This is a genomic window from Microbacterium sp. NPDC064942 (assembly GCF_049545525.1).
Taxonomy (GTDB): Bacteria; Actinomycetota; Actinomycetes; order Actinomycetales; family Microbacteriaceae; genus Microbacterium; species Microbacterium gawkjiense.
Genome location: NZ_JBMWDR010000003.1, coordinates 372,014 through 397,144, shown reverse-complemented (window position 1 = coordinate 397,144; position 25,131 = coordinate 372,014). Strand labels below are relative to the sequence as shown.

The following is a 25,131-nucleotide window of genomic DNA, read 5'->3' as shown; positions in this document are numbered from 1 at the left end:
GCTCGCGTCAGGCCCGGCCGAACCCGTCGAGGTCGGGGTCCCAGTACGCTTCGGGCCCCTCGTCGTACACACTGTCACCCGAGCCGCCGTCGGCGCGAGGGAAATGCGGGTGGTGGCGCAGCTGCGCGGCAGCGAACGAGAAGTCGGGCTCGGGGCGGTCCCACTCCGTCGCGACCGAAAGCACGTCGTTGCCGACGCCGATGACGAGGGATGCCTCGCCGATCTCCCCGCTCTTCTCGAAGACGATCGGGATCGTGACGGCATCGGCCCGTCCGCGCTCTGCGACGGCGGCCGTCAACGTGACGAGAGCCTCCGCAACGTCATCGGTCGTGACCACGGTCTCGCCGGCGTACGTGATGCATCTCATATGCCCACTATGGGCGTCGGAACGGAATCACGGGAATGGTTGCGTTCCCGCTCCGCGGCGGGTACAGCGGATGCCGCGGTCAGGCCTCGGCGGTCACGGGCGCGACGTCGTCCACCGCATCCGTCATCTTCTGCAGGAAGGCGACGACGTGCTCCTGCTCGTCGGGGGTCATCCCGACGGCGACGTCGTACATGAGCCCGTGCATGCGCCCGAGGGTCTCGCGCACCTCTTCGTTGGCGTGGGGGGTCGCCCGCACGAAGATGCTGCGCCGGTCGTTCGGGTTGGCGATGCGCTCGACACGGCCGGTCTTCTCGAGCCGGTCGAGCATCGTGGTGATCGAGGCCGATGTCACCCCGAGGTACTTGACGAGCTCGGCGGGACGAGCGGAGTGGCCCGGCTGGCGGATGAGGTACCGCAGGGCGAGCAGCTCGTTCTCACCCATCGCCATGGAGTCCCGCGTCCGGCGGCGCATCGCCGCCTCCGCAGCCCGGTACGTGCGCAGGGCTTCGAGGACACGGCGAGCGCGATCGCGTTCGCCGGGCGACTCGTCGTACCAATAGCCGGCCGTGTGCTCGCCCTCCGCCACATCCACTCCCTGCTCGTCGCGCCGAAATGCGACGACATCGTCGAGAATAGGTGATGGGAATAGGCGGACAGTCGCCAGTAGCCACGTGTCTCCGGATCCGCTACTCTCCCGCCGCCGAGAAGGGAAGCCCATGCCGTTCCGCAGCAAAGAGACCCTTGAACGCTGGGTGGCGGACTTCCACGAAGCCCGCGGCGCGGGCGAGCTGGTCAAGGTGATCGTGCAGGACGGTTCGGAAGGGGGCGACACGGGACTGGTCATCGTCCCCCTGCAGAACGCCACCGTCACGATCTTCATGGAGCCGGCGGCCATCGGGGAGGCGTCGTGGCGCGTGACGCTCGAACCGCAGCCCGATACAACGACCCTCAACAGCCACCAATTGCACGCGATGGCCGTCGAGCTGTCCGTCGCCGCGGAGCTCTGCGCCTACCTCGAAGCCCGCTCCGTCGGCCACGAGGAGGACGCCGCCGGCTGAGCCGCGGCATCCGTTCTCAGCCGGCCCGCGTGCCCGCCTCCGGCTCGCTGAGCGCCGGATGCAGGTGAGGCGACGCGAGGGCGACCGCAGCCTGTCGCGCACCGGCCTCGAGGCTCGCCTCGACGTCCGAACCCGCACCGTGCGCAGCGAGGAATCCCGCGAAGAAGGCATCGCCGGCCCCGTTGCTGTCGACGACGTCGACGTCCGCTGCGGCGACCGCGTACCGACGGCGAGCGGCGTCCATCGCGATCGCCCCTGACGCTCCGCGCGTGCATACCGCGAGACGGGGCCCGCGCTCCAGGCACGACTCCAGAAGTTGCCACGGGTCATCGACGGCATCGTCGTTCATGAACACGACGTCCGCGGCGCGCAGGAACGGCTCATGGAATGCGGCCTTCCCGTCGTAGTCGTGGAGGTCCGTCCAGACCGGGGCGTCGATGCCGCGCGCCACGAGCTCGGCCCCGAGCGCGCTGAGGTCCACGACCGCGACAGCGGCGGAGTCCAGATCGTCACCGATCTCCGCGACGATCGCCGGATCCGCCGCCGAGGGCGTCGCGACGTACAGGGAGACCCGCTCGCCCGCCCGAGTCATCAGATTGACATGCTGCTCCGTGGCGTCGGACGCGTGGCGCGCCAGCCGCACGCCCGCACGCGCGAGCCCGTTCGCGACGGCGGCACCCTCGGCATCCGCTCCGAGAAGCGCGTGCAATTTCACGTCCAGGCCGAGCCCCGCAAGGTGGACCGCTTTGCCCGCCGATGTTCCGCCGACCGTCCGCACCGATCCGGTGGCGAACTGCATGTGGGGTGTCGGCTCGGGGAGCCGATCGAGTTCGATCAGGTGGTTCCAGGTGGCGGGCCCGCACACGACGACGGTCATGCGCTCAGTCAACCATCGGTCTCTGCTCCGGAGGCCGACGACCGGACGCATCCGTTCTCACATCGCGCCTCCCTCCGAAGAGAGGAAGAGGTAACCAAAGCGGTCGATCCCGGTGCGGTCGGGGGAAACACCCGCCCTTTAGCGTCGAGCCTCATACCCGGCTCCACGACTGAAAGGGATCTGCGATGACGTACGTCAAGCCCACCGAGCTCGTCCAGACCGTGATCGACGCCGGCGCGTCGAAGGTCATGCTCTCCACCCGTGACACCCTCGTCCGCTCCATCATGGGCGGCGCGCTGCTCACGCTCGCGGCGGCGTTCGCCGTCACGGTCAGCGTCACCACCGGCATGCCGCTGCTGGGCGCCGTGCTCTTCCCCATCGGGTTCGTGATGCTCTACCTGCTCGGCTACGACCTGCTCACCGGCGTGTTCGTGCTCGCACCCCTCGCGTGGCTCGACAAGCGCCCGGGCGTCACGCTCGGCGGCATCCTGCGCAACTGGGGACTCGTCTTCCTCGGCAACTTCATCGGCGCGTTCTCGATCGCGCTGCTCATGGCGATCGTCTTCACGAACGGCTTCTCGACCCCGCCGAACGAGGTCGGTCAGGCGATCGGCCACATCGGCGAGGGCCGCACGGTCGGCTACGCCGAACACGGTGCCAACGGGATGCTGACCCTCTTCGTCCGCGCCGTGCTCTGCAACGCCATGGTCGCCACCGGAGTCGTCCTCGCGATGGTGTCGAAGGACGTGATCGGCAAGATCGTCGCGATGTGGATGCCGATCATGCTGTTCTTCTTCATGGGCTTCGAGCACTCCATCGTGAACATGTTCCTCTTCCCGTCGGGGCTGCTTCTGGGCGGTGACTTCACGATCGGCGACTACCTGATCTGGAACGAGATCCCGACGGTGCTCGGCAACCTCGTGGGCGGACTGCTCTTCGTCGGCATCCCGCTGTATCTGACGTACGGACGTCCCGCCGCCCCGCGCCGCGTGCGCCCGTCGCGTCGCGAAGCCGCCGCTGCCCGCGCCGTCGCCGCAGGCTCCGCCGTCCCCACCCGGTGACCGACGTGGCCGGCATCGTAAAGAGACTGCAACACGACGTGACCACGCAGGCAACCTCGCCCGCATACCGTCACGACATGAGCTCCACCGGCCCCACCCCGCCCCACGTGGTCGTGGTCGGTGCCGGGATGGTCGCGCACCGCTTCGTCGAGAGCCTGCTCAGCCGCACCGACGAGCCGTGGCGGATCACCGTGATCGGTGAGGAGCAGCGGCATCCCTACGACCGGGTCGGCCTCACGTCCTTCTTCGCCGGGGCGTCGGCCGACGACCTCGCCCTCGACGGGGGTCCGCTCTCGGACGAGCGGGTGCGGTTCCTGCGCGGCGTCGCCGTCACGCGGATCGAGCGCGACCGCGCCGAGGTCGTCACCGACCGCGGCGAGCGCATCGACTACGACCGGCTGGTGCTCGCGACAGGTTCGTACGCCGCCCGGCTCGCGGTCGACGGGTACGACCACGACGGCTGCTTCGTCTACCGCACGCTCGACGACGTCGAGGCCCTCGAGCGGTTCGTGCAGCGCCGGTCGGCCGAGCTCGGCCGCCGCCTGGTCGGCACGGTCATCGGGGGCGGACTGCTCGGCCTCGAGGCGGCCGGCGCGCTGCAGGGCCTCGACGTCGACTGCACCGTCGTGCAGTCGTCCGACCGGCTCATGTCGGCGCAGCTCGACCTGCCTGCCGGCGACGCCCTGCGCCGGCTCATCGAGCAGCGCGGGATCGGCGTGCGCACATCGGCGATCACGACGCGCCTCGACGCCGACCGCAGCGGGCAGGTCGTCGGGCTCGAGTTCCGCGACGGGTCGTGGGAGCGCACAGACGTCGTCGTCTTCACCGTCGGCGTCCGCCCGCGCGACGAACTGGCCCGCACGGCCGGGCTCGCCGTCGACCCGCGCGGCGGTGTCGTCATCGACGCCGGCTGCGACACCTCCGACCCGGCGATCCTCGCGATCGGCGAGGTCGCCAGCTTCGAGGGCCAGTGCGTCGGTCTCGTCGCCCCCGGCTACGCCATGGCCGAAGTCGCCGCGGCGCGCCTGCTGGGGCTCGAAGCCTCGTTCGCGGGCTTCGACGTGTCGACGAAGCTCAAGCTGTCGGGCGTCGACGTCGCGAGCTTCGGCGACGCGTTCGCCGAAACACCCGGCGCCCTCGATGTCGTCTACGCCGACCCGATCGCGGGGGTCTACAAGAAACTCGTCGTCTCGGACGACGCGAAGACCCTGCTCGGCGGCATCCTCGTCGGCGACGCGTCGGCGTACGGGTCGCTCCGTCCCCTCGTCGGCGGCGCCCTCGGCGGCGACCCCGTCGCCTACCTCCTGCCCTCCGATGGCGTCGCCGCCCCGACGGGCGACCTGCCCGATGACGCGCTCGTGTGCTCCTGCAACAGCGTCACGGCCGGCGGCATCCGCTCGGCCGTCCACGACGAGGGCTGCACCGACGTGAAGGGCATCAAGGCCTGCACGAAGGCGGGCGCGGCGTGCGGGTCGTGCGTCGGCATGATCACGAAGCTCCTCGGCAGCGAGCTCGCGAAGACCGGCGCCGCGCTCAGCACCGCGCTGTGCGAGCACTTCGCGATGTCGCGGCGGCAGCTCTTCGACGCTGTCCGCGTCTCGGGACTGTCGACCTTCAGCGCCGTCATCGACCGGTTCGGCACCGGCCGCGGCTGCGACATCTGCAAGCCGGTGCTCGCCAGCATCCTGTCGACCCTCACCGGCCGGCACGTGCTCGACGGCGAGAACGCGACCCTGCAGGACACCAACGACCACGTCATGGCCAACATGCAGAAGGACGGCAGCTACTCGGTCGTCCCGCGCATCCCGGGCGGCGAGATCACCCCCGAGGGACTGGTCGTCATCGGGCAGGTCGCGCAGGACTTCGGGCTGTACACGAAGATCACCGGCGGTCAGCGCATCGACATGTTCGGCGCGAGGCTCGAGCAGCTGCCCGAGATCTGGAAGCGACTGGTCGACGCGGGCTTCGAGTCGGGCCACGCCTACGGCAAGTCGCTCCGCACGGTGAAGTCCTGCGTCGGGTCGACCTGGTGCCGGTACGGCGTGCAGGACTCGGTCGGCATGGCGGTGCAGCTCGAGCTGCGCTACCGCGGGCTGCGCTCGCCGCACAAGATCAAGCTCGGCGTCTCGGGCTGCGCCCGCGAGTGCGCCGAGGCCCGCGGCAAGGACGTCGGCGTCATCGCGACCGAGGCCGGCTGGAACATGTACGTCGGCGGCAACGGCGGCTTCACGCCCCGCCACGCGGTGCTCCTGGCCGAGGGACTCGACGACGCCGGGCTGCTGCAGGCGATCGACCGCTTCCTCATGTACTACGTGTTCACGGCCGACCGCCTGCAGCGCACCGCCCCCTGGTTCGAGGACCTCGAGGGCGGCATCGACGAGCTGCGCCGGGTGATCTTCGACGACTCGCTCGGGATCTGCGCGGATCTGGATGCCGCCATGGCCCGCCACCTCGACAACTACGAGGACGAGTGGAAGGCGACCCTCGACGACCCCGAGAAGCTCCGCCGCTTCGCGTCGTTCGTCAACGCCCCGACGACGCCCGACCCCTCGCTCGCGTACACGGTCGAGCGCGGGCAGGCGCGTCCCGCGACGGCGGAGGAGCGCGAGGACGGCCGCGTCCTCATCGCGGGGACGACCCTGGAGGTGCGGCGATGACGATGATGGTGCACGAGACGGATGCCGCGGTGCCGGCCGGCTGGACCGCGGTCTGCGCCCTCGCCGACCTCGAGGTCGAGCGGGGACGCGCCGCGCTGCTCGGCGACGACCAGATCGCCCTCTTCGTCACCCACGCGGGCCGCGTGCACGCGGTGCAGAACCTCGACCCGTACAGCGGCGCGCACGTGATCTCGCGCGGCATCGTCGGTACCCGGGGCGAGGTCCCGACGGTGGCGTCGCCGATGTACAAGCAGGTCTTCGACCTGCGCACCGGGGTCTGCCTCGAGACGCAGGGCAAGGACGCGAAGACGCTGCGGGTGTGGCCCGCCGCCGTCGAGGGCGGGATCGTCTACGTCCGGGAGGAGCAGCGATGACCACCCTCTTGGGTCTTTCCCTGACGGGACGACGCGTCGTGTTCGTCGGCGGCGGCACCGTCGCCGGTCGGCGCGTCGGCCGCTTCCTCGACGAGGGCGCGCTCGTGACGGTGGTCGCGCCGGCGCTCGGCGACGCCCTGCGCGCGCACGTCGCCGCCGGCCGCGTGACGTGGGTCCCGCGCCCCGCCCGTCAGGACGACGTGACGGATGCCTGGCTCGTCCACGCGGCGACAGGCGACGCATCCGTCGACTCCGCCGTCGCGGCGTGGTGCGACGCCGTGCGCGTGTTCTGCGTCAACGCGTCGGACGGCGCCCACGGGTCGGCCCGCCTGAGCGCCGAGACCCGGTCGGGCGACGTGATCGTCGCCGTCGCGTCCGACGCCGGCGTCGACCCGCGCCGGTCCGCGCGGCTGCGCGACGCGATCGCGGGGGCGCTGCGCGACGGGATGCTGCCCCTGCGGCGCCGTCGCACCGCCGCCGGTCGCGTCGACCTCGTGGGCGGCGGCCCCGGTCCCGCCGACCTCATGACCGTCCGCGGTCGCCGGCTGCTCGCCGAGGCCGACGTCGTCGTCGCCGACCGGCTCGGACCGACCGACGTCCTCGCCGAACTCGACCCCGACGTCGAGGTGATCGACGTCGGCAAGGCGCCCGGCCACCACCCCGTGCCGCAGGAGGAGATCAACGCGATCCTCGTCGCCCACGCGCGCGCCGGCAAGCGCGTCGTCCGCCTGAAGGGCGGCGACCCGTTCGTCTACGGCCGCGGCGGCGAGGAGGTCGCCGCGTGCCTCGCGGCGGGCGTCCCGGTCGAGGTGGTGCCCGGGCTGACGAGTGTCGTGTCGGTGCCCCAGGCCGCCGGCACCCCGGTCACCCATCGCGGCACCGCCGCGGGACTGCACGTGACGATGGGCCAGGGCCCGGTGTCGGCGGCGACGCGCGCCGCGCTGGCCGACGACACCGTGACGACCGTCGTGCTCATGGGCGTCGCGGCCCTGCCGAAGCTCGTCGCCGCCGCGCTCGCGGCCGGGGCGCCCGCGCACCGGCCCGTCGCGATCGTCGAACGGGGTCACACCCCCACGCAGCGGACGACGCGCACGACCCTGTCGGCCGCGGTGACGGATGCCGCGGCCGCCGGCGTGAGCAATCCCGCCGTCATCGTGGTGGGCGAGGTCGCCGCCGCGGGCCTGCTCCTGCCCGACGCGGCCGCGGTCTCGGCGGGAGGAGGGGATTCCGACCGGTGACGACCCCCCGCCCCGCCCTCTCGGCCGCGCTCGGCGGCTGCACGATCGTCATCGCCGTCGATCGTCGATCCGCCGAGCTCGCGTCGGCGTTGGAGCGGCACGGGGCGACCGTCCGTCACGCTCCGGCGCTCACGATCGTGTCGCACATCGACGACGAGGCTCTCATCGGGGCGACGCGCGAGCTGATCGACACCCCGCCCGACATCGTCGTGGCGACGACGGGGGTCGGGTTCCGCGGGTGGATGGAGGCCGCCGACGAGGCGGGCCTGCAGGGCGGGCTTCACGAGGCGCTCGCGGGGGCGCAGATCGTCGCACGCGGCCCCAAGGCGCGCGGCGCGATCCAGCAGGCCGGGTTGGCGGCGGACTGGGTCGCCGAGTCCGAGACCTCCGAGGAGCTCGGCGCCTTCCTGCTCGCCGAGGGTCTCGAGGGGCGCCGCGTCGCGGTGCAGCACCACGGCTCGGGCGCGGACGGCCTCGACGAGCTGTTCACCGAGGCGGGCGCCGACGTCGTGAGCCTGACGGTCTACCGCTGGGGGCCGCCGCCCGATGCCGCCGCGGTCGCGCGCTCGGTGGTCCAGACCGCGCAGGACGAGGTCGACGCCGTGCTGTTCACCTCGGCGCCGGGGGCCGCGGAGTGGATCGAGACCGCGCGGCGCGAGGGCGTGCTGGAGGACGTCGTGCAGCGCTCGGCCGACGGCACCCTCCTGCTCGCGGCCGTCGGCCCGATCACCGCGGGCCCCCTCGTCGCCGTGGGAGCCGCGCCGCTCGTCGCCGAGCGCGGCCGGCTCGGCTCGCTCGTCCGCGCCGTCGTCACCCACTTCGGCGGCGGGGGCGCGCCGTCGCTCGCCACGCCCGTCGGGCGCCTCGAGCTGCGCAGCGGCGCCGCCGTCCTCGACGGCGAGGTCTTTCCCCTGTCGCGCACGTCGGCGTCGATCCTCGCGCTGCTCTTCGCCGCCCGCGGCGGCGTCGTCGGGCGGGCCGAACTCGCCGCCGCCCTGCCACGCTCGGGTGCCGACAGCGCCCACGCCGTCGACGTGGCGATCGCGCGTACGCGCGAAGCCCTCGGCATCCCGACCCTCATCCGTACCGTCGTCAAGCGCGGGTACCGCCTCGACGTCCTCGCCCCGGAAGGATCACCGTGACGCCCGTCCTCATCGCCTGCTCGCACGGGACCAGTTCGCTCGCCGGACGCACCGCCATCTCGGCCCTCGTCGAGAAGGTGCGGCTGCTCCTTCCGCACGTCGCCGTCGAGGAGGCGTTCGTCGACGTGCAGCAGCCCGAGATCGACGACGTCGTGCGGGCGACCGCCCCGCGCGCCGCGGTCGTGGTCCCCCTCCTGCTGTCGACGGGGTTCCACACGAAGGTCGACATCGCTCGCGCGGTGACGGATGCCGGGGGCCGCGCCTCCGCCACGGCGCCGCTCGGGCCGCATCCGCTGCTCGCCGACCTGCTCGCGACGCGTCTGCGCGAGGCGGGGACGGCTCCCGGCGACGCGGTGGTGCTCGCGGCGGCGGGATCGACCGACCCCGCGGCATCCGTCGACGTCGCCGCGATGGCCGACCTGCTGCGCGAGCGCGTCGACGGCCCGGTGTCGGTCGGCTTCGCCGCGGGCGCGGGAACCCGCATCGGGGCCGCCGTCGCTGCGGCGCGGGATGCCGGTGCCCCCCGCGTCGTGGCCGCGAGCTACGTCCTCGCCCCCGGCTTCTTCGCCGACGTCATCGCCCGATCCGGCGCCGACCTCGTCACGGCGCCGCTGGCGCCCGACGACCTCGTCGCCCGGGTCGTCGTCGAGCGCTACCTCGCCGCCGCCGCCCCGCTCACCCGCGCCGCCTGACCCACCCCGCGCGCCGCGCGCGCCGCATCCACCCCGCGCCGCCCGCGAAAGCGCCCCTCCGTGCCGAGATCGCCTCCCCCGCACGCTCACCAACCGGCGCGCTCGGCAGCAACGCACGCTCTCGCGGCGCACGCCGCGCCCGGCGCGCGAATCCCCGGCGCGTCAGCCGACGGGCTCCGCGACGTCGCGTGCGCGGCGGCCGGCGGCACGGACGGCGCCGATCGACGCGACGATAACGAGCGCGATGCCCGCGACCTCGAGCAGGCTCAGGTGCTGGCCGAGCAGCAGGAACCCGGCGAACGACGCCGTCGCGGGGGCCAAGGCCATGAGGATCGAGAACGCCGCCGCGGGCAGTCGGCGCAGCGCGATGAGTTCGAGCGCGTACGGGATGGTCGACGACAGCACCGCGACGGCGACGCCGAGCGCGACGAGGTCGAGGCGCAGCAGTGACGCACCGGCATCCACGATCCCGAAGGGCAGCGACAGGACGGCACCGACCGCCATCGCGAGCGCCAGGCCGTCGAGCTTGGGGATGGCGGCGCCCACCTTCGCCGAGGCGAGGATGTAGAACGCCCAGCTGACGGCGGCGCCCAGGGCGAAGACGACCCCGAGCGGATCGAGCCGGTCGAAGCCGCCGCCGCCGAGTGCGACGACGCCGACGAGCGCCAGCCCTGCCCACAGCCACGCCGACGCGCGCCGGCTCGCGATGATCGAGAGCGCCAGCGGTCCGAGGATCTCGATCGTGACCGTCACGCCGAGCGCGAGCCGTTCGAGCGCGAGGTAGAAGAAGCCGTTCATGACGGCGAGCGCGACGCCGAGCTGCACGACGGCGGTCCACGCGGCGCGGCTGTGCCCGCGCAGCGACGGACGGGCGATGAGCCACAGGATGACCGCCGAGAACACGAGGCGCAGCATCACCATCCCGAGCGGGCCGACCTGCGGGAACAGCAGGACGGCGAGCGAGGCACCGACCTCCTGGCAGCAGAGGCCGACGACCACCAGGACGACCGCGGTCGTCGGGGCGGTGCGTGCGGTCACTCGCCGCAGATGGCGTAGCCGGCGAGCTCCTCGCCGAGGCTCTCGACCGTCCACGGCAGGCCCAGCTCGGGAGCCGTGCGACCGTCGGCGGCAGGAGCCTTCGACGCGAGGGCGGCGAGCTGCCAGGCGAGCAGGCGCGCGACGTTCGACGACGCGCGCGAGTCGTTGAGCACGACGACGACCGACATCCCGGTCTCGCGGTCGGCGAAGGCCGCGACCATGTAGCCCGGGAGGGAGCCGTACTGCCCGACGAGGCTGTCGCCCTGATACGTGCCGCCCTTGGCCGTGAACCAGGTGGGCTGCGAGTCGGCGACGGGACGCGCGTCGGCGAGGCGCTGCTCGACGTCGTAGGGGCGGGCGCCGACGGCGAGGGCGCGGACGTAGGTCGAGAGGTCCGCGACGCTCGACACGGCGCCGGCCGCCGCTGCGCCGACGCTCGAGGTGAGGTCCGTCATGTCCGTCGGGGCGCTGCAGTCGGCCTTGCCGTCCTCACCGGACGCGAGGTACGAGCCCTTCAGCCGGTCGCCGCCGCCGACCCCGGCGGGGAGGGAGCTGGAGGTCATCCCGAGCGGCTGGAAGACGTACTCGTCGAAGAGCTCGTTCAGCGGCGTGTTCGCGGCACGCTCGAGCACGATGCCGAGCAGCACGTACCCGGTGTCGGACTCCGCGAAGCGCGCGCCGGGCTCGAAGGCGCGCGGCTGGCCGAGGCCGTAGGCGACGAGCTCGCGCGGGTTCCAGGTGCGCTCGGGCGTCGCGAGGACACGTTCGAAGATCGCGCCGAGGTATCCGTGCAGTCCGCTCGTGCTGTCGCAGAGCTCGCCGAGGGTGATGTTGCTCTCGCCTGGGTACGAATCGACGTACTCCGCGATGCTGTCGTCGAGGGCGACGGTGCCCTTCTCGACGAGGGCGTACAGGACGTCGCAGGTCATCGCGCGGGTGACGTTCACGGCTTTGAAGGTCATCGCGGGGTCGACCTTCGGGCCGCCCTCACCCGAGGTGCCGACACCGGCGACCCACTGGCCCGACCAGGGCACCGACACCGAGACGATGGCCCCGCTCGCGCCGACGGCGGTCATCGCCGTCTCGGTCAAGGTCTGCATCTGGTCGGTCAGATCCGACGGGAGCGCCCCGTCGACCTGGTCTACGCCGATGTCGATCCGCGCGGGTCCGGGTGAGCACGCTCCGAGACCGATCGCGAGACCGAGCGCCGTCACCGCCGCGACCACTCGCCTCGACACTCGTCCTGCCACGCGCAGATCACCCCCGTTTTTCCTGTCCCATGATTACAGCACACCCGTCGGCCGCCTCCCGTTCGCCCGACCGCACCCTCCTAGGCTGTGCGCATGACCGCCGTCTTCGACGACTCCGTGCAGCGCGCCGTGCTCCACCACATGAACGCCGACCACACCGACGACAACGTGCTCATCGCGCGCGCGTTCTCGCCGCTCCCCGACGTCATCGCGGCGACGATGACGACCTTCGACGGGGAGGCAGGTCAGTGGCACGTGATCACCGCGGACGGGGCGGAGGACGTCATCCGCATCCCCTGGCCCGGCGGCGCGATCACCGAGCGCGCCGAGGTCCGGCGCGAGATCGTCGCGCTCTACGACGCGGCCTGCGCCCGGCTCGGCGTGGAGCCCCGCCCGCATTCCTAGGAGATACGACCTTCAGGTTAGCTGAGCCTTACTGTACGCTCGGGGCCATGTCCGAGCCCGTCCCCTTCTCCGCCGCCGTCCGCGCCCGCTCCGCCGGCGCCCACTCGTCGAGCGAGGGCGCCGACTTCATGTCGGACCTCATGCGCGGCGAGGGTTCCCGCGAGGACTACGTCGCCCTCGTGGCGCAGCACTGGTTCATCTACGAGGCGCTCGAGACAGCGGCCGCCCGCATGAGCGGCGACCCCGTGGCATCCCGGTTCCTCAGCGACAAGCTGACCCGCCTGCCCGCCCTCGAGGCCGATCTGGAGTTCCTCATCGGCACCGATTGGCGCGAGCGCATCGCGCCGCTGCCGACGACCGCCCGCTACGTCGCACGCATCGCCGAGGTCGGTGCGACCTGGCCGGGCGGCTTCGTCGCCCATCACTACACGCGCTACCTCGGCGACCTGTCGGGCGGTCAGTTCATCGCGCGGGTCATGTCGCGCCGCTTCGGCTTCGAGACCAACGGCATCGGCTTCTACGTCTTCGACGACATCGCCGATCCCGCCGCGTTCAAGGACGTCTACCGCGAGCAGCTCGACGCGGTGCCGTGGGATGCCGCCGAGCGCGAGCGCGTGATCGACGAGGTGCTGCTCGCCTACCGCTTCAACACCGAGCTGTTCGCCGACCTCGCGGCCGCGAAACGCACCTCGGCCGCCTGACCCGACGAGCGGATGCCGCGCCTCACCCCGCGTTCTGCGCCGCCCGCACCCCGGCCATGAAGCGCCGCACGTCGCGGTCGACGAGGATGTCGGCGGGGCGCAGCGGCCGCGACAGGTAGAGCCCTTCGAGCGACGTCAGCCGCGAGAGCGCGACGTAGGTCTGCCCCGGCGCGAACGCCCCGTTGCCGAGGTCGACGATCGCGCGGTCGTACGTCTTGCCCTGCGACTTGTGGATCGTGACCGCCCACGCGAGACGCAGCGGGAACTGCGTGTACTCGGCGACGATCTCGCGGGTGAGCTTGCGGGTGCCGGGGTCGTAGGCATAGCGGAACTTCTCCCACACCGTCGGTTCGACGTCGTGCTCCTCGCCGTCGAGCTCGACGCGGACGGTGCCGCCCGCGATCCGCGTGACGGTGCCGATCGACCCGTTGACCCAGCGCGGACCGTCGCCGCCGAACCCGCCGATGTCGTTGCGCAGGAACATCACCTGCGCCCCGACCTTCAGCTGCAGCTCCTGGTCGGCGGGGTAGGCGTCGCCGCGCCCGAAGTCGCCGCTGATCTCGGCACGGGCGGTCTGGGCAGGACCGGGCAGCGCGTCGAGGTGGCGCTGGTTGATGCGCGAGACGATGTCGTTGCGGGTCGCGAGGGTGATGATCGGCACCTCGCCGGCGGCGGGCTCGGGGGGCTTGCGGGCTCCCGCCGCGTTGAGGGCTCCCGCGATGTCGGCCGTCACGATCCCGTGGCGCACGGCGTTGAGCATCGCCTTGAACGCGTCGTCGGACTGGCGGTGGATGTCGCGCAGCTCGGCGATGTGCAGCGGAGCGCCGACCCGACCGAGGTCGAGCAGCCCGTCCGAGCGGATCGCCCCGGCATCCGCTCGGGGTCCTGCCCACACCTGCGCGTCGAAGAACCAGAACGAGCGGTAGTGGTCCTGGATGTAGCGCAGCTCGTCGCCGCGGGGCGGCACCGGGGAGAGCTGGTACGGGTCGCCGAACATGACGATCTGCACTCCGCCGAACGCCTCGGCGCGACGGCGGCGGGCCTGGCGCAGCGACCGGTCGATCGCGTCCATGACGTCGGCGTTGACCATCGACACCTCGTCGATGATGAGCGTGTCGATGGCGTTGAGGATCTTGCGCGTCGCGTCGGCCTGCTCGATCTCGCTGTCGGCGATGAGCCCGATCGGCAGTTTGAACAGCGAGTGGATGGTCTGACCCTCGACGTTGAGCGCGGCGACGCCGGTGGGTGCGCAGACGGCGATTTGCTTGTTCGTGTTCCACGCGAGGTGCTGCAGCAGCGTCGACTTGCCGGTGCCGGCACGACCCGTGACGAACACGTGTTCGCGGGTGTCCTCGATGAGACGGAAAAGCGCGTCCTGTTCAGGAGACAGGGGCGGCGTGCTCACCGGAACAATGCTAGCTATTTGCCGGGCTTTCCTAGACTGAGCGTGTGGAACGCGAGGGGGAAGAGGCGGTGACGGATGCCGCCGCGCCCGACGCCCCCGCGGCCCGCACCCGCACGGCCACCGTCGCCGGACCCCGTCGGCGCCGCAAGCTCGCGTTCGACCTGACGGTGCTGGGGGTGGTCGGCATCCTCTTCCTCGGTGCCGTCGGCGCGACGTCGGCCGTCCTGTACCGCCAGCTCTACAGCCCGACCGCGTTCGTGCTCGACTACCTGCACCTGCTCGCCGACGGGCGCGCGACCGACGCCCTGCTCGTGCCCGGCGTCTCGGCCACGTCGAAGGACCTCGCCGCCGCGGGTCTGCCGGCCGATGCCAGCGCGGCGCTGCTGCGCGGCAGCACCCTCACGCCGCTGTCCGACGTCGAGCCGGTGTCGGAGAAGACGGATGCCGACGGCACGACGGCCGTCACCGTCACCTACCGCGTGGGCGGTCACGCCGGCGAGACGACGTTCGAGGTCGAGCGCGACGACGACGAGGGCGGCATCCTCCCCCGATGGCGGTTCGCGCAGAGCCCTCTCGCAGTGATCGAGCTCGGGGTCCGCGGGTCGATGCAGTTCGAGGTGAACGGGTTCGAGATCGACAAGCGTCAGGTCTCGCCCGAGGCCGAGGAGGCCGACCCGCTCGAGCCGATCCCGATGCTCGCCTTCTCGCCGGGGCTCTACTCGATCACCGTCGACACCGCGGCGACGACGAGCCCCGGGGTCGCCGTGCTGTCGGACACCCCGCTCGCCGAGATCCCGGTCTCGTTCCAGGCGGAGCCGACCGGCGAGTTCATCGGCGTGGTCCAGCGCGAGGTCGACGCGTTCCTCGCGGAGTGCGCGACGCAGAAGGTGCTGCAGCCGACGGGATGCCCCTTCGGGTACTACGTGCGCAACCGCATCGTCGAGCCGCCCACCTGGTCGATCGAGGAGAACCCGGTCGTCACCCTCGAGCCCGACGGCGCCGGATGGGCGATCACGCGCACGCAGGCGGTCGCCAAGATCGACGTGCAGATCCAGTCGATCTTCGACGGCTCGATCTACGACGTGACCGAACTCGTCCCGTTCTTCCTGACGGGCAAGATCACGATCCTCCCCGACGGCACCGCCTCGATCGCGGTGTCGGCCGCGGACTGACCGGGCTCAGCGCGCGGCTTCGCGCCGGGCATCCCGTTCGGCGATCGCGGCGAGCCGGGCGTTGTACGCCTCGAGCTCCGCATCGCCGCTGCGATCGGCCTGTCGGTCGTCGCGTCGCTGGCGTCGCTCGTCCGACCGGCTCCACTGCACGGCGACGACGATCGCGAGGATGAGCGTCGGGATCTCGCCGATCGACCACGCGATGCCGCCGCCCATGTACTGGTCGGCGAGCGGGTCGAGGCCCCACGTCCGCCCCATCGAGCCGAACCATTCGGCGACGAACAGTCCCGACGACATCATGATCGCGATGCCGAAGAACGCGTGCATCGCCATGACGCCGATGAGGGTCAGCAGACGGCCGGCGTGCGGCAGCCGGTAGGGCACGGGGTCGATGCCGACGAGCGAGAGGACGAAGAGGTAGCCGACCGTGAGGAAGTGCAGCACCATCCACTCGTGGCCGAGGTGGTCGTACAGGGTCCAGCGGAAGATGCCGGTGTAGTAGAACGCCCAGAGCGACACGATGAACAGGGCCGCCGCTACGAGCGGATGCGTGATGACCTTCGCGTACGGGCTGTGCACGGCCCAGAGGATCCATTCGCGGCCGCCGCGCGTGCCGTCGTCGCGCTTGCGGATCGCGCGGGACGCGAGGGTCACGGGCGCGCCGAACACGAGGCACATCGGGATCGCCATCGACAGCAGCATGTGCCCGACCATGTGCATGCTGAAGAGGTAGTCCTGGTAGGCGTTGACCGGTCCGCACGTCACGTACAGCAGGAGCAGGAGCCCGGTCACCCACAGGACGGTGCGGCCGATCGGCCAGCGGTCGCCGCGACGGGCGAGCCGGCGCACCCCCGCGAGGTAGAAGAACAGCCCGAACCCGACGGCGAAGGCCCAGATGGGGTCGACGTCCCACATCGTCACGAAGCGCAGCGGGGTGAGCTCGGGCGGCAGCGGCGACCCGGTGAGCACCTGTGCGGGCGTCGCGTCGGTGGGGATCGTCGTATCGACCGGCGGCGGGGTGAGCGAGAGGGCGACCGCCGCGCCCGAGGCGATGCCCATGAAGAGCACCTCGACGGCGACGAGGGTCCAGAAGCGTGCGGCGACGGCGGTGTCGCGGATGCCGGCGATCAGCCGTCGGCGGTAGATCGCGCCGAGCACACCCAGCGCGAGCAGGGCACCGACCTTGACCATGACGAGCGTGCCGTACGGCGAGAAGACGTTCGCGGGGCTGACGAGCCCGATGAGGGCACGGGCGACACCCGAGAGGGTGACCACCATGAAGGCGGCGAGCGCGATGCTCGAGTAGCGCTGCAGGACGACGACCAGCTTGTCGCGCGACAGCACGGGTCGCAGCAGCACGATCAGCAGCAGCCCGCCGAGCCACGCCGCCGCCGCGATGATGTGGAGCGAGAGCGAGGTGACGGCCGAGTTGTGGTTGGCCTCGCTGCCGGTGTGGCCGGCGGTCGCCATCGGCACCATCGCCGCGATCGCCAGGATCGTGACAAGCAGCGTCGCGAGCCATCCGCGGACGGCGAAGGCGAGGACGGTCAGCGCCGCAGCCGCCACCGTGGTCATGAGCCAGGCGCGACCCGGATCGGTGTCGACGAGGAACCTGCCGAGCTGCTCACCGAACGCCGCGTCGGCGCTCGGTCGCGCCGGGATCACCTTGAGGAAGGTGAGATAGGCCGTCGTGCCCGCCGAGACGGTGAGGATCGCCGCGCCGGCGGAGGCGGCATCCAATGCCAGGTCGAACTCCTTCGTGCCCGACGCGAATGCGAACACGGCGAGCACGAGCGAACCGACGAGGAGCGCGGCCGAGAGGTTGACGACGAGCTCCGCCACCGGGAGACCCCAGCGGACGACCGGACCGGGGTCGCCGATCACGAGCGGCGCGGCGGCGCCACCGTAGGCCAGGCCCAGCAGGAGCGCGACGAGACCCGCGCCCGCGAGGATCACCGGGCCGGCGAAGCGGAGAGCACGCGGGTTCACCCGTCAAGCCTACGCGCAGGTGGGTGGGGAAACGCCGAAGGGGGATGCCTCTCGGCATCCCCCTTCGTACGTCTGCAGCGTCTTACTTGACGGCAGCCTTCAGCTTCGAGCCGGCGCTGACCTTGACGCGCTTGCCGGCGGGGATGTTGATCTCGGCACCCGTCTGCGGGTTACGGCCCGTGCGAGCCGAGGTCTCGACCTGCTCGAACGCGATCCAGCCCGGGATCGAGACCTTCTCGCCCTTGGCGACGGCCTCGGAGACGGACGAGAACAGGCCGTCGACGACGCGCGAGACGGTGGCCTGGCTCTCGCCGGTGGCGCTGGCGATGCTGGCGACGAGTTCGGTCTTGGTGATGGCCATGGTGCTCCTCCAGACGGCGGGTCGCCGTCTTCAGTTACTCGGACCGACGGGATTCCGCCGGTTGGTCGTTGCGACCGGTCCCGAATATACCCACGAACCCCGGAATTCCGCGGATCTTCGGTCATCTGGGCCGTAATCGACCGGCGTGTCGTGTGTCAGAAGGGGTTTTTGAGGCTGATGTTGCCGATTCGGGCGGATTCCGCGGATTTCCGCGGGAGGGGTTGCTTTTGCGCGCGGGTGTGCCGTCGACATCCGTCGCCTGTCGCCGGATTCGGAGAACGGCGCCGGATTCGGATGCGGCAGCGCTCTCCCGTCCGAATCCAGCGCACATGTCCGAATCCGCGTCACTCGCGAGCGAACTCGTCGGCGGCGTCCGAGGCAGAGCCGCGGCTCGGCGGGCGAGCGGCAGTAACCGCGGAACATCGGCGCGATCCGGGCGCCTGGGCGGGGTGACGGCTGGATGCGGGGCGAAACTCCGCGGTCGGTGTCGCGGCATCCGCGTCAGATGCGGCGCAGGGCGGCGACGACGTCGTCCTCCCAGCGGCGAGCGGCCGGCAGCGCGCCCACGTACAGAGGGGTGTCGTGCGTGACACCGAGGTAGCGCGTCGCGCTCGCGTCGACCCCGGCGTCGCGGAGCTTCGCCGCGTACGTCGCGCCGTCGCGCCGGAGCGGGTCGTACTCGGCGGTGAGCACGACGGCGGGCGGCAAGCCCGCATGCGACGCCGCGCGCATCGGCGAGGCGTACTGCTCGCGCGCGCGGGACCGGTCGCCGAGGTAGGTGCGGGCGACCGAGCGCAGCTCGCGCAGCGCGATGAACGCCGACACCCCGAGCGCGTACGTCGCACGCAGGTCGATCCAGCGGCCGGTGAGGTCGGTGACGGGGACTTCGAGGATCTGCAGGGTCGCCTGTCGGGTGCCGCGGTCGCGGTTCATCAGAGTGAGGGATGCCGCGAGGCATCCCCCCGCTGAGGCACCGTTCAGGCCGATCCGGTCCGGATCGAGTCCGAGCTCGGCGGCGTGCGCGTGCAGCCACACCCACGCGGCGTGGACCTGCTCGACCTGCGTCGGGTAGCGGTGCTCGGGCGCGAGCGAGTAGCCGACCGCGACGAGCACGACGCCGGAACGGTCGGCGCGGCGGCGACACGAGGCATCCGCCGTCGGGTAATCGATGCCGCCGATGCGGAACGCACCGCCGCCGATCACGAGGCACGCCGGTGCCGGGGTCGGGGCCGAGGCGGGGCGGTAGATGCGGATGCGGACGTCGGGGTACCCGTCGACCGGCACGGTGTGCTCGGTCGTCTCCATCTGCGGCCCCGGGATGCCGGCGGTGCGCAGTTCCATGCGGTCCCAGTTGAGGGCCGCGCGACGGTGTCGCTCGCGCGGGCTGAGCGGCTTCGTCTTCGTGGCTGACGCGGATGCCGGCGCCGCCGGCGGCGCCGGACGGAACCGCGCGGTCAGCTCGGTCCACGCCTTCTTCACGAGGTAGCGGCGGTGCGTGCGCAGTCGCTCGCGGAAGAACGGATCCAGCGGCATGGGGCTCCCTCCGACCGTTCGAGCGTAGCCCCGGGTCGTCGGGCGCGGACTCGACCGCGGTGAGGGATGCCGCCGAAGTGCGCCGACGCGTCGAGACCCGTCAGTCCTCGAGTCCCTCCAGCTCAGCGAGCGCCTGCCTCGCTCGGTGCAGCCGCTCGCTCTCCGGCTCGTCCCACCAGTAGGGACCTCGCTCGCCGAGCCCGTGCTTGGCCAGGTCGACGCGTCTGCGGGCGGCTGCCAAGGCATCCGGATCACCCTGAGCGCGGCGCACCCCTGATCTGCCGCGCCCGAGATGGGAGGTCAGCGCCGCCACGAGTTCCGCGGGCAGCGACGGGTCGGTGCGCCGCCATCGACGTCCATTGATGACAAGCCATCGCTCGTCGTCAGAAGCTGCGTCATCCGCCATCGACAATCCGCCAAAGAGGGTTTCGGGGCCGTTCAGCCCAGCCGGCGTTCGATGAGGATCGTGTCGCGCCAGGTGTCCGCCCAGGGGCCGTAGGTCATGTACGCGACGCGTTCGCGGTGGCCGATGCGGCGGAAGCCGGCCCGCTCGTGCAGAGTGAGGCTGGCGGCGTTCTCGGGGAAGATGCTGGCTTGAACCGTCCAGATGCCGGCGGGTGCGGCCTCGCTCAGGAACGCGGCGAGAAGATCTCTCCCGACCCCGCGCCCGCGGGCGTCATGTGCGACGTACACGGAGTGTTCGACGACGCCTCGATAGACCTCTCGCGCCGAGACCCGGGACGCGGCGATCCAGCCGAGCACGGCGCCATCGGAGTCGGCCGCGACGAGCCTGCCGACACCGAGCTTTCCTCGATCGAAGTCACTCCACGACGGGGGCTCGCTCTCGAACGTGGCGTTTCCCGCGGCGATGCCTTCGCGGTAGATCGACTCCACCTGTGGCCAGTCGATCGCAGTCATGGCACGGATGGTCGCGTGAGTCATGGGCGAAGAGCCTGGGATGCCGCGTCGAGGGCGTCGGTGACGACGCGGTAGTAGGCCCAACGGCCGCGCTGCTCGCGGGTGGCCAGTCCCGCGTCGACGAGCTGCTTCATGTGATGCGAGACGGTCGGCTGGGACAGACCCACCGGTTCGGTGAGGTCGCAGATGCAGGCTTCCCCGTCGTCGGATGCGGCGATGAGCGAGAGCAGTCGTACGCGGGTCGGGTCCCCGAGGGCTTTGAAGACCCGCGCGGTGCGCTCCGCGTCGGCGACCGAGATCACACTGCCCGTGACCGTGCCGCAGCACGCTGCCCCGTCCGTGGGTGCGAGGAGCGGGAGATGCGTGGGCATGGGGCCATCCTCTCACGTCATATTGACATCTGTCGATGCGTTGGGCATTCTCAATCCATCGAGGTTCGTCGATATGTATCGGAAGGTCCAGATGGAGAACGCACTGCCGGTGGTCGTCATCGGCGCAGGCCCGCAGGGGCTGGCGGCAGCCGCACACCTGGTCGAGCGGCGCCTGCCGGTCGTCGTGCTCGAAGCCGGCGCTTCACCGGCTGCCGCTGTCGCCGAGTGGGGGCACGTCCGGTTGTTCTCCGAGTGGCCCGAACTCATCGACGCGGCCGCAGCGCGCCTCCTGAGCGCCACCGGATGGCAGGCACCGACCGCGGGGTACCCCACCGGGGAGCAGTGGATCGAGACCTACCTCGCCCCCCTCGCAGCGGCCCTGGGCGATCGCATCCGCCTCGGCGCCCGCGTCACGGGCGTGTCGCGTCTCGGCCGGGATCGGCTCGTCGACGCGGGACGCGGGGATCAGCCGTTCACGGTTCACGTCGCCCCCGCGGAGGGGGAGGAATATCGGCTGCAGGCTCGTGCCGTCATCGACGCATCCGGCACGTGGGCCACCCCGAACCCCGCCGGCGCTGACGGGCTCCCGGCGCTGGGAGAGACTGCCGCAGCGGATCTGCTCTCGTACCGCATCCCGGACTTCCGAGATCGAGCCGGGTTCGCCGGCACGCACACCGTCGTGATCGGTTCCGGCCACTCCGCCGTCACCGCTGTCCTCGCCCTTGCGCGCATGGCGCGGCGCTATCCGTCGACGACCGTGACGTGGGCGCTGCGACGAGCGACGGCCGGCAACACCTTCGGCGGGGGCGACGCCGACGAGCTGCCCGCTCGCGGGGCGCTCGGGAAGACGGCGAAGGAGTACGTCGACGCCGGTCTCGTCTCGCTCGTCACCGGGTTCCGCGTCGAGCGTGTCACTCGCGCGGGCGAAAGCGCCGTCCTGGTCGCTGAGGACGGCCGCACCCTCACTGCGGACCGGGTGGTCGTGCTGACCGGGTTCCGTCCCGATCTGTCATTCCTCTCCGAGCTGCGGCTCGAGCTGGACCCGACGTTGCAGGCACCCGTCCGGATAGCCGCCGAGATCGACCCCAACGTGCACTCCTGCGGATCCGTCGCCGCGACCGGTGCCGCGGACCTCGCTCAGCCCGAACCCGACTTCTACCTCGTGGGAGCGAAGTCGTACGGGCGCGCGCCGACGTTCCTCGCACTGACCGGCTACGAGCAGGTGCGGAGCGTCGTGGCGGAGCTCGCCGGCGATCGCGAGGCCGCCCGCCGTGTCGAGCTGTCCCTGCCGGACACCGGTGTGTGCGGGGGTGCGGGACTGTTCGACGCAGCCGGCTCCCCGCTCGGTGGTGCATGCTGCGCCCCGCCCGCCGCGCTGCTGCAGGTCGGCCGGTCCCCGGCATCCGTCTGATCATGGATGCCGGACCGCGCCCGCCGTCATCGGTGCGGCCGCCGTTGATGCGCCGCCTGGCCGCCGAGTTCCTCGGGACCGGGATGCTGGTCACGGTCGTCGTCGGATCGGGGATCGCCGCGCAGCGACTGTCTCCGAACGATGTCGGCCTGCAACTGCTCGAGAACAGCCTCGTCACCGCCCTCGGCCTCGCCGTGCTGATCCTCCTGATCGGCCCCGTGTCGGGAGCCCATCTCAACCCCGCCGTCTCCCTCGCCGACTGGGTGCTGTCGCGCCGTCGTGCCGGCGGCCTCTCGTCGACCGACCTCGGCGCGTACGTCGCCGCTCAGATCACGGGCGGTGTCGCCGGCACCCTGCTGGCGAGCGTCATGTTCGACGTTGCCCCGACGCTCTCGACCACTCCTCGCGCGACCGCAGGGCAGCTGGTCGGGGAGGTGGTCGCCACTGCGGGACTGGTGCTGCTGGTGTTCGCTCTCGCGCGCACGACCACGGCCGCTGTGACCGCCGCGGCGGTCGGGGCCTACATCGGTGCTGCCTACTGGTTCACCAGCTCGACCTCGTTCGCGAACCCCGCCGTCACCGTCGCCCGGATCTTCACCGACACGTTCACCGGGATCGCCCCCGCCTCCGCGATGCCGTTCATCCTGGCGCAACTCGTCGGCGCCGCCGTCGGAGTCGCGCTCCTTCTCGTCCTCTACCCGACGGCCGATCGCACCGCCGCCCGCGCCATCGTGCCCATCCGACCCGACACCACACCGCAGGAGCACTCATGACCGACACCACCAAGCCCGCCGTCCTCTTCGTCTGCGTCCATAACGCGGGCCGATCGCAGATGGCCGCCGGTTACCTCCGCGCGATCGCGGGCGACCGCGTCGACGTGTTCTCCGCCGGCAGCGAGCCCGGCAACGCCATCAACCCGAACGCGGTCGCCGTCATGGCGGAGGAGGGCATCGACCTCACCGGCGCCGTGCCTCAGATCCTCACGACCGATGCCGTCCGCCAGGCCGATGTCGTGATCACCATGGGATGCGGCGATGCCTGCCCCATCTTCCCCGGCAAGCGCTACGAGGACTGGCAGCTCACCGACCCCGCCGGCCAGCCCATCGACGTGGTGCGGGAGGTCCGAGACGACATCCGAGGACGGGTCGAAGAGCTCGTCGCGAGTCTCGTCTGACCGCGACCCGGCGAGCGGATCCACCTCCCGGCAAACGACGAAGCCCCCGTCCGAGGACGGGGGCTTCGTGCGGATGCTGTTGCTTACCAGCTCGACTTGGTGACACCGGGCAGCTCGCCACGGTGCGCCATTTCGCGGAAGCGGACACGCGAGATGCCGAACTTCGACAGGTGGCCGCGGGGGCGTCCGTCGATGGCGTCGCGGTTGCGCAGGCGCACGGGCGACGCGTTGCGGGGAAGCTTCTGCAGGCCGACGCGGGCGGCCTCGCGGGCCTCGTCGGTCGCGTTCGGGTCGACGAGGGTCTTCTTCAGCTCGGCACGCTTCTCGGCGTAGCGAGCGACGATGACCTCACGCTGCTTGTTGCGCGCGATCTTGCTCTTCTTGGCCATGAGATCAGCGCTCCTCTCGGAATTCGACGTGCTTGCGGATCACCGGGTCGTACTTCTTCAGCACGATGCGGTCGGGGTTGTTGCGGCGGTTCTTGCGCGTCACGTAGGTGTACCCCGTGCCGGCGGTCGAACGCAGCTTGATGATCGGACGGACGTCCTGAGCCTTCTTCGCCATTAGAGCTTCACACCCTTCGCGAGGAGGTCCTTCACGACCGACTCGATGCCGCGGGCGTCGATGACCTTGATGCCCTTAGCCGAGACGTTCAGCGTGATCTTGCGACCAAGCGAAGGAACGAAATAGGTCTTCTTCTGCACGTTCGGGTCGAAGCGGCGCTTCGTCCGGCGGTGCGAGTGCGAGATGTTGTGACCGAAGCCGGGAACTGCTCCAGTCACCTGGCACACTGCTGCCATGGTGATGTCTCCTTAGTACCGTGAAGCCGGACGGCCCCACCCAAGATCCCTTGTCTGCACCCCACTCCCGGACACGGCTATAGAGCCGTCTTCTGGAGGTGGGATGCGAACTGCGTGCTGGAGTGCGCGCAGACGAAGAGTCAGTCTAGCACGGCCGGGCGTGTCGCCTTGACTCAGGCCGACTCCGCCACCGCGACGACCGCCTCGGCGTACGTCACTTCGGGGTCGTCCATCAGCCGGGCGGTCACCGCGGCGTGCGCCCGCGTGTACGGACCACCGGTCGCCAGCGCCCAGTCCACCTGCGGCCGCGCCGGCTCGCCGATCGTCGCGAACGCCTCGCTCAGGCTCCGTCGGGTGTCATCCTCGCCGCGCGCGAACTGCGTCGCCAGCACATCGGCGAGAGCGGATGCCTCGGCTGCCGGCACGTGCCGCGCCGCGGTCCGCCACGCGGTGCGCGCGACCGTGTCGTCGGCATCCTTCAGCAGCTCGGTCGTGACCGCCGGCCACACCCGCGGTCCCCCGATCTTCGACATCGTGTGCAGCGCCTGCGCACGCACCTGCGCACCGCGCGAGCGCAGCTCGCCGATCAGCAGGTCGAGCACCTCGTCGGCGTCGTGACGGGTCAGCGCCCAGGTCAGCATCTCGCGGACCAGGAACTGCGGCTCGATGCGGCACTGCGCCACCAGCACCGGGATGTACTCCGACCGCGGGTGCGTGCCCGCCGTCATCGCGGCCTGCACGCGCGCCGACGGATCCAGCGACGCGAGGGCGGCCTCGAGCCGGGCGGCGGCGTCGATCGGAGCGTCGGTCATGGGGGTCACCTCACAGAGTCGGGCGGGATGCGGCATCCCACCCTGTCTCGAACGCCCCGGCACCCGCGCGTGTTCCCGCGTCGCTTCGCGGACGACGCCGCCGCCGGGCCCGCGTCAGCGGGCGCTCTCGCGCAGGACGACGGCGCCGGCCCAGACGGTGAGGGCCAGGACGAGCACGACGAACGTCAGGAACACCGGGACCAGCGGAACGACCAGCATCCTCGCGACCCGCGCCGCCTAGCCGTCGCTTCGCGAGGAGATGGAGGCTCCCGAGGGCCGAGCCGCGGCATCCGCTCCTCGATAACCGTCATCTCCTCGGCAACCG

Annotated in this window: 29 protein-coding genes; 13 read left to right on the top strand and 16 right to left on the bottom strand. The window is 71.5% G+C overall.

The features are described from left to right. Positions 1-7: 7 nt before the first annotated feature. Both ACPEH2_RS08360 and ACPEH2_RS08355 read right to left on the bottom strand, forming a co-directional pair. Positions 8-367, bottom strand: a complete 360-nt coding sequence (locus tag ACPEH2_RS08360; RefSeq protein ID WP_217528643.1) for a hypothetical protein — start codon at positions 365-367, stop codon at positions 8-10. A gap of 79 nt (positions 368-446) precedes the next feature. Then, positions 447-959, bottom strand: coding sequence for a MarR family winged helix-turn-helix transcriptional regulator (locus ACPEH2_RS08355; RefSeq protein ID WP_359918618.1), 513 nt, complete (start codon positions 957-959; stop codon positions 447-449). Positions 960-1,083: 124 nt separating this feature from the next. Between ACPEH2_RS08355 and ACPEH2_RS08350 the strand changes: the two genes are divergently transcribed. Beyond that, positions 1,084-1,425 (top strand): hypothetical protein, encoded by a 342-nt coding sequence (locus tag ACPEH2_RS08350; protein WP_359918616.1) that lies wholly within the window; start codon positions 1,084-1,086, stop codon positions 1,423-1,425. A gap of 16 nt (positions 1,426-1,441) precedes the next feature. Here the strand turns inward: ACPEH2_RS08350 and ACPEH2_RS08345 are convergent, their stop codons facing one another. Continuing rightward, complete coding sequence (locus tag ACPEH2_RS08345; protein WP_359918614.1) at positions 1,442-2,302, bottom strand: carbohydrate kinase family protein; 861 nt, start codon at positions 2,300-2,302, stop codon at positions 1,442-1,444. A gap of 185 nt (positions 2,303-2,487) precedes the next feature. Here ACPEH2_RS08345 and ACPEH2_RS08340 point away from each other — a divergent pair, with 185 nt between their 5' ends. The 6 genes from ACPEH2_RS08340 (at position 2,488) to ACPEH2_RS08315 (ending at position 9,466) form a co-directional block, all read left to right on the top strand. Beyond that, on the top strand, positions 2,488-3,363 hold the full coding sequence (locus ACPEH2_RS08340; RefSeq protein WP_359918612.1) for a formate/nitrite transporter family protein: 876 nt from the start codon (positions 2,488-2,490) through the stop codon (positions 3,361-3,363). A gap of 77 nt (positions 3,364-3,440) precedes the next feature. Beyond that, positions 3,441-6,020: a nitrite reductase large subunit NirB gene (nirB, locus tag ACPEH2_RS08335; protein ID WP_423718565.1), complete on the top strand. Its 2,580-nt coding sequence runs from the start codon at positions 3,441-3,443 to the stop codon at positions 6,018-6,020. Then, positions 6,017-6,394, top strand: a complete 378-nt coding sequence (gene nirD, locus ACPEH2_RS08330) for a nitrite reductase small subunit NirD (protein WP_311861131.1) — start codon at positions 6,017-6,019, stop codon at positions 6,392-6,394. The genes nirB and nirD overlap by 4 nt, the downstream gene beginning before the upstream one ends. Beyond that, entirely contained in the window at positions 6,391-7,632 is a 1,242-nt protein-coding gene (gene cobA / locus ACPEH2_RS08325; RefSeq protein WP_423718563.1) for a uroporphyrinogen-III C-methyltransferase, read from the top strand. Before nirD ends, cobA begins: the two co-directional genes overlap by 4 nt. Then, the gene (locus tag ACPEH2_RS08320) at positions 7,629-8,774 is read left to right on the top strand and encodes a uroporphyrinogen-III synthase (RefSeq protein ID WP_359918607.1); all 1,146 of its coding nucleotides are present in this window, start codon (positions 7,629-7,631) and stop codon (positions 8,772-8,774) included. Before cobA ends, ACPEH2_RS08320 begins: the two co-directional genes overlap by 4 nt. Then, entirely contained in the window at positions 8,771-9,466 is a 696-nt protein-coding gene (locus ACPEH2_RS08315; RefSeq protein WP_359918606.1) for a sirohydrochlorin chelatase, read from the top strand. The genes ACPEH2_RS08320 and ACPEH2_RS08315 overlap by 4 nt, the downstream gene beginning before the upstream one ends. 162 nt (positions 9,467-9,628) lie before the next feature. Here ACPEH2_RS08315 and ACPEH2_RS08310 read toward each other — a convergent pair whose 3' ends face one another. Beyond that, on the bottom strand, positions 9,629-10,504 hold the full coding sequence (locus ACPEH2_RS08310) for an EamA family transporter (RefSeq protein ID WP_366214557.1): 876 nt from the start codon (positions 10,502-10,504) through the stop codon (positions 9,629-9,631). Continuing rightward, on the bottom strand, positions 10,501-11,754 hold the full coding sequence (locus tag ACPEH2_RS08305; RefSeq protein WP_366214558.1) for a serine hydrolase domain-containing protein: 1,254 nt from the start codon (positions 11,752-11,754) through the stop codon (positions 10,501-10,503). Before ACPEH2_RS08305 ends, ACPEH2_RS08310 begins: the two co-directional genes overlap by 4 nt. Positions 11,755-11,847: 93 nt before the next feature. Here ACPEH2_RS08305 and ACPEH2_RS08300 point away from each other — a divergent pair, with 93 nt between their 5' ends. Together ACPEH2_RS08300 and ACPEH2_RS08295 are read left to right on the top strand one after the other, a co-directional pair. Further along, on the top strand, positions 11,848-12,159 hold the full coding sequence (locus ACPEH2_RS08300) for a DUF2470 domain-containing protein (RefSeq protein ID WP_311286384.1): 312 nt from the start codon (positions 11,848-11,850) through the stop codon (positions 12,157-12,159). A 47-nt stretch (positions 12,160-12,206) separates the two neighbouring features. Then, the gene (locus tag ACPEH2_RS08295; RefSeq protein ID WP_217528672.1) at positions 12,207-12,860 is read left to right on the top strand and encodes a heme oxygenase (biliverdin-producing); all 654 of its coding nucleotides are present in this window, start codon (positions 12,207-12,209) and stop codon (positions 12,858-12,860) included. Between the two features lie 22 nt (positions 12,861-12,882). On the opposite strand, the gene ACPEH2_RS08290 is transcribed toward ACPEH2_RS08295, so the two are convergent. After that, the gene (locus tag ACPEH2_RS08290) at positions 12,883-14,265 is read right to left on the bottom strand and encodes an ATP-dependent DNA helicase (protein ID WP_423718560.1); all 1,383 of its coding nucleotides are present in this window, start codon (positions 14,263-14,265) and stop codon (positions 12,883-12,885) included. Between the two features lie 44 nt (positions 14,266-14,309). On the opposite strand from ACPEH2_RS08290, the gene ACPEH2_RS08285 reads away from it, so the two are divergent. Beyond that, a complete protein-coding gene (locus ACPEH2_RS08285) occupies positions 14,310-15,437 on the top strand; it encodes a hypothetical protein (RefSeq protein ID WP_423718559.1) in 1,128 nt (375 codons plus the stop codon). Positions 15,438-15,443: 6 nt separating this feature from the next. On the opposite strand, the gene ACPEH2_RS08280 is transcribed toward ACPEH2_RS08285, so the two are convergent. From ACPEH2_RS08280 to ACPEH2_RS08255, 6 genes are all read right to left on the bottom strand, one after another. Then, positions 15,444-17,426 carry a cytochrome c oxidase assembly protein gene (locus tag ACPEH2_RS08280; RefSeq protein WP_423718558.1) on the bottom strand — a complete coding sequence of 661 codons (1,983 nt, stop codon included), beginning with the start codon at positions 17,424-17,426 and terminating at the stop codon, positions 15,444-15,446. Positions 17,427-17,508: 82 nt separating this feature from the next. Beyond that, positions 17,509-17,787 (bottom strand): HU family DNA-binding protein, encoded by a 279-nt coding sequence (locus ACPEH2_RS08275; protein WP_064002669.1) that lies wholly within the window; start codon positions 17,785-17,787, stop codon positions 17,509-17,511. Between the two features lie 501 nt (positions 17,788-18,288). After that, positions 18,289-19,320, bottom strand: coding sequence for an alpha/beta hydrolase (locus ACPEH2_RS08270; RefSeq protein WP_423718557.1), 1,032 nt, complete (start codon positions 19,318-19,320; stop codon positions 18,289-18,291). Positions 19,321-19,420: 100 nt separating this feature from the next. Next, entirely contained in the window at positions 19,421-19,726 is a 306-nt protein-coding gene (locus ACPEH2_RS08265) for a biopolymer transporter Tol (protein ID WP_217528681.1), read from the bottom strand. 32 nt (positions 19,727-19,758) lie between these two features. Beyond that, the gene (locus ACPEH2_RS08260; RefSeq protein ID WP_423718555.1) at positions 19,759-20,262 is read right to left on the bottom strand and encodes an N-acetyltransferase family protein; all 504 of its coding nucleotides are present in this window, start codon (positions 20,260-20,262) and stop codon (positions 19,759-19,761) included. Then, positions 20,259-20,609, bottom strand: coding sequence for an ArsR/SmtB family transcription factor (locus tag ACPEH2_RS08255; protein ID WP_359918589.1), 351 nt, complete (start codon positions 20,607-20,609; stop codon positions 20,259-20,261). The genes ACPEH2_RS08260 and ACPEH2_RS08255 overlap by 4 nt, the downstream gene beginning before the upstream one ends. Positions 20,610-20,700: 91 nt before the next feature. On the opposite strand from ACPEH2_RS08255, the gene ACPEH2_RS08250 reads away from it, so the two are divergent. Genes ACPEH2_RS08250 through ACPEH2_RS08240 form a run of 3 tightly spaced genes read left to right on the top strand, consistent with a single transcriptional unit; the run spans position 20,701 to position 23,194 of the window. Continuing rightward, entirely contained in the window at positions 20,701-22,020 is a 1,320-nt protein-coding gene (locus ACPEH2_RS08250; protein WP_423718577.1) for an NAD(P)-binding domain-containing protein, read from the top strand. Positions 22,021-22,022: 2 nt separating this feature from the next. Then, positions 22,023-22,793, top strand: coding sequence for an aquaporin (locus tag ACPEH2_RS08245; protein WP_423718554.1), 771 nt, complete (start codon positions 22,023-22,025; stop codon positions 22,791-22,793). Next, positions 22,790-23,194, top strand: a complete 405-nt coding sequence (locus tag ACPEH2_RS08240; protein ID WP_217528686.1) for an arsenate reductase ArsC — start codon at positions 22,790-22,792, stop codon at positions 23,192-23,194. Before ACPEH2_RS08245 ends, ACPEH2_RS08240 begins: the two co-directional genes overlap by 4 nt. Before the next feature lie 83 nt (positions 23,195-23,277). Here the strand turns inward: ACPEH2_RS08240 and rpsN are convergent, their stop codons facing one another. The 4 genes from rpsN to ACPEH2_RS08220 all read right to left on the bottom strand — a co-directional run bounded on the left by rpsN (position 23,278) and on the right by ACPEH2_RS08220 (position 24,806). Next, the gene (gene rpsN / locus ACPEH2_RS08235) at positions 23,278-23,583 is read right to left on the bottom strand and encodes a 30S ribosomal protein S14 (RefSeq protein WP_217528687.1); all 306 of its coding nucleotides are present in this window, start codon (positions 23,581-23,583) and stop codon (positions 23,278-23,280) included. 4 nt (positions 23,584-23,587) lie between these two features. Then, positions 23,588-23,758: a 50S ribosomal protein L33 gene (gene rpmG, locus ACPEH2_RS08230; protein WP_005051772.1), complete on the bottom strand. Its 171-nt coding sequence runs from the start codon at positions 23,756-23,758 to the stop codon at positions 23,588-23,590. Beyond that, positions 23,758-23,994: a 50S ribosomal protein L28 gene (gene rpmB / locus ACPEH2_RS08225; RefSeq protein ID WP_018187658.1), complete on the bottom strand. Its 237-nt coding sequence runs from the start codon at positions 23,992-23,994 to the stop codon at positions 23,758-23,760. The genes rpmG and rpmB overlap by 1 nt, the downstream gene beginning before the upstream one ends. A gap of 173 nt (positions 23,995-24,167) precedes the next feature. After that, complete coding sequence (locus ACPEH2_RS08220; protein WP_064002677.1) at positions 24,168-24,806, bottom strand: HEAT repeat domain-containing protein; 639 nt, start codon at positions 24,804-24,806, stop codon at positions 24,168-24,170. Positions 24,807-25,131: the final 325 nt, after the last annotated feature.

Bases quoted from the DNA above. Each gene is read 5' to 3' on its own strand.
- ACPEH2_RS08360 (WP_217528643.1), bottom strand. From the start codon at position 367: ATGAGATGCATCACGTACGCCGGCGAGACCGTGGTCACGACCGATGAC.
- ACPEH2_RS08350 (WP_359918616.1), top strand. From the start codon at position 1,084: ATGCCGTTCCGCAGCAAAGAGACCCTTGAACGCTGGGTGGCGGACTTC.
- ACPEH2_RS08345 (WP_359918614.1), bottom strand. From the start codon at position 2,302: ATGACCGTCGTCGTGTGCGGGCCCGCCACCTGGAACCACCTGATCGAA.
- ACPEH2_RS08340 (WP_359918612.1), top strand. From the start codon at position 2,488: ATGACGTACGTCAAGCCCACCGAGCTCGTCCAGACCGTGATCGACGCC.
- nirB (WP_423718565.1), top strand. From the start codon at position 3,441: ATGAGCTCCACCGGCCCCACCCCGCCCCACGTGGTCGTGGTCGGTGCC.
- nirD (WP_311861131.1), top strand. From the start codon at position 6,017: ATGACGATGATGGTGCACGAGACGGATGCCGCGGTGCCGGCCGGCTGG.
- cobA (WP_423718563.1), top strand. From the start codon at position 6,391: ATGACCACCCTCTTGGGTCTTTCCCTGACGGGACGACGCGTCGTGTTC.
- ACPEH2_RS08300 (WP_311286384.1), top strand. From the start codon at position 11,848: ATGACCGCCGTCTTCGACGACTCCGTGCAGCGCGCCGTGCTCCACCAC.
- ACPEH2_RS08295 (WP_217528672.1), top strand. From the start codon at position 12,207: ATGTCCGAGCCCGTCCCCTTCTCCGCCGCCGTCCGCGCCCGCTCCGCC.
- ACPEH2_RS08275 (WP_064002669.1), bottom strand. From the start codon at position 17,787: ATGGCCATCACCAAGACCGAACTCGTCGCCAGCATCGCCAGCGCCACC.
- ACPEH2_RS08270 (WP_423718557.1), bottom strand. From the start codon at position 19,320: ATGCCGCTGGATCCGTTCTTCCGCGAGCGACTGCGCACGCACCGCCGC.
- ACPEH2_RS08265 (WP_217528681.1), bottom strand. From the start codon at position 19,726: ATGGCGGATGACGCAGCTTCTGACGACGAGCGATGGCTTGTCATCAAT.
- ACPEH2_RS08260 (WP_423718555.1), bottom strand. From the start codon at position 20,262: ATGACTCACGCGACCATCCGTGCCATGACTGCGATCGACTGGCCACAG.
- ACPEH2_RS08255 (WP_359918589.1), bottom strand. From the start codon at position 20,609: ATGCCCACGCATCTCCCGCTCCTCGCACCCACGGACGGGGCAGCGTGC.
- ACPEH2_RS08250 (WP_423718577.1), top strand. From the start codon at position 20,701: ATGGAGAACGCACTGCCGGTGGTCGTCATCGGCGCAGGCCCGCAGGGG.
- ACPEH2_RS08245 (WP_423718554.1), top strand. From the start codon at position 22,023: ATGGATGCCGGACCGCGCCCGCCGTCATCGGTGCGGCCGCCGTTGATG.
- ACPEH2_RS08240 (WP_217528686.1), top strand. From the start codon at position 22,790: ATGACCGACACCACCAAGCCCGCCGTCCTCTTCGTCTGCGTCCATAAC.
- rpsN (WP_217528687.1), bottom strand. From the start codon at position 23,583: ATGGCCAAGAAGAGCAAGATCGCGCGCAACAAGCAGCGTGAGGTCATC.
- rpmG (WP_005051772.1), bottom strand. From the start codon at position 23,758: ATGGCGAAGAAGGCTCAGGACGTCCGTCCGATCATCAAGCTGCGTTCG.
- rpmB (WP_018187658.1), bottom strand. From the start codon at position 23,994: ATGGCAGCAGTGTGCCAGGTGACTGGAGCAGTTCCCGGCTTCGGTCAC.
- ACPEH2_RS08220 (WP_064002677.1), bottom strand. From the start codon at position 24,806: ATGACCGACGCTCCGATCGACGCCGCCGCCCGGCTCGAGGCCGCCCTC.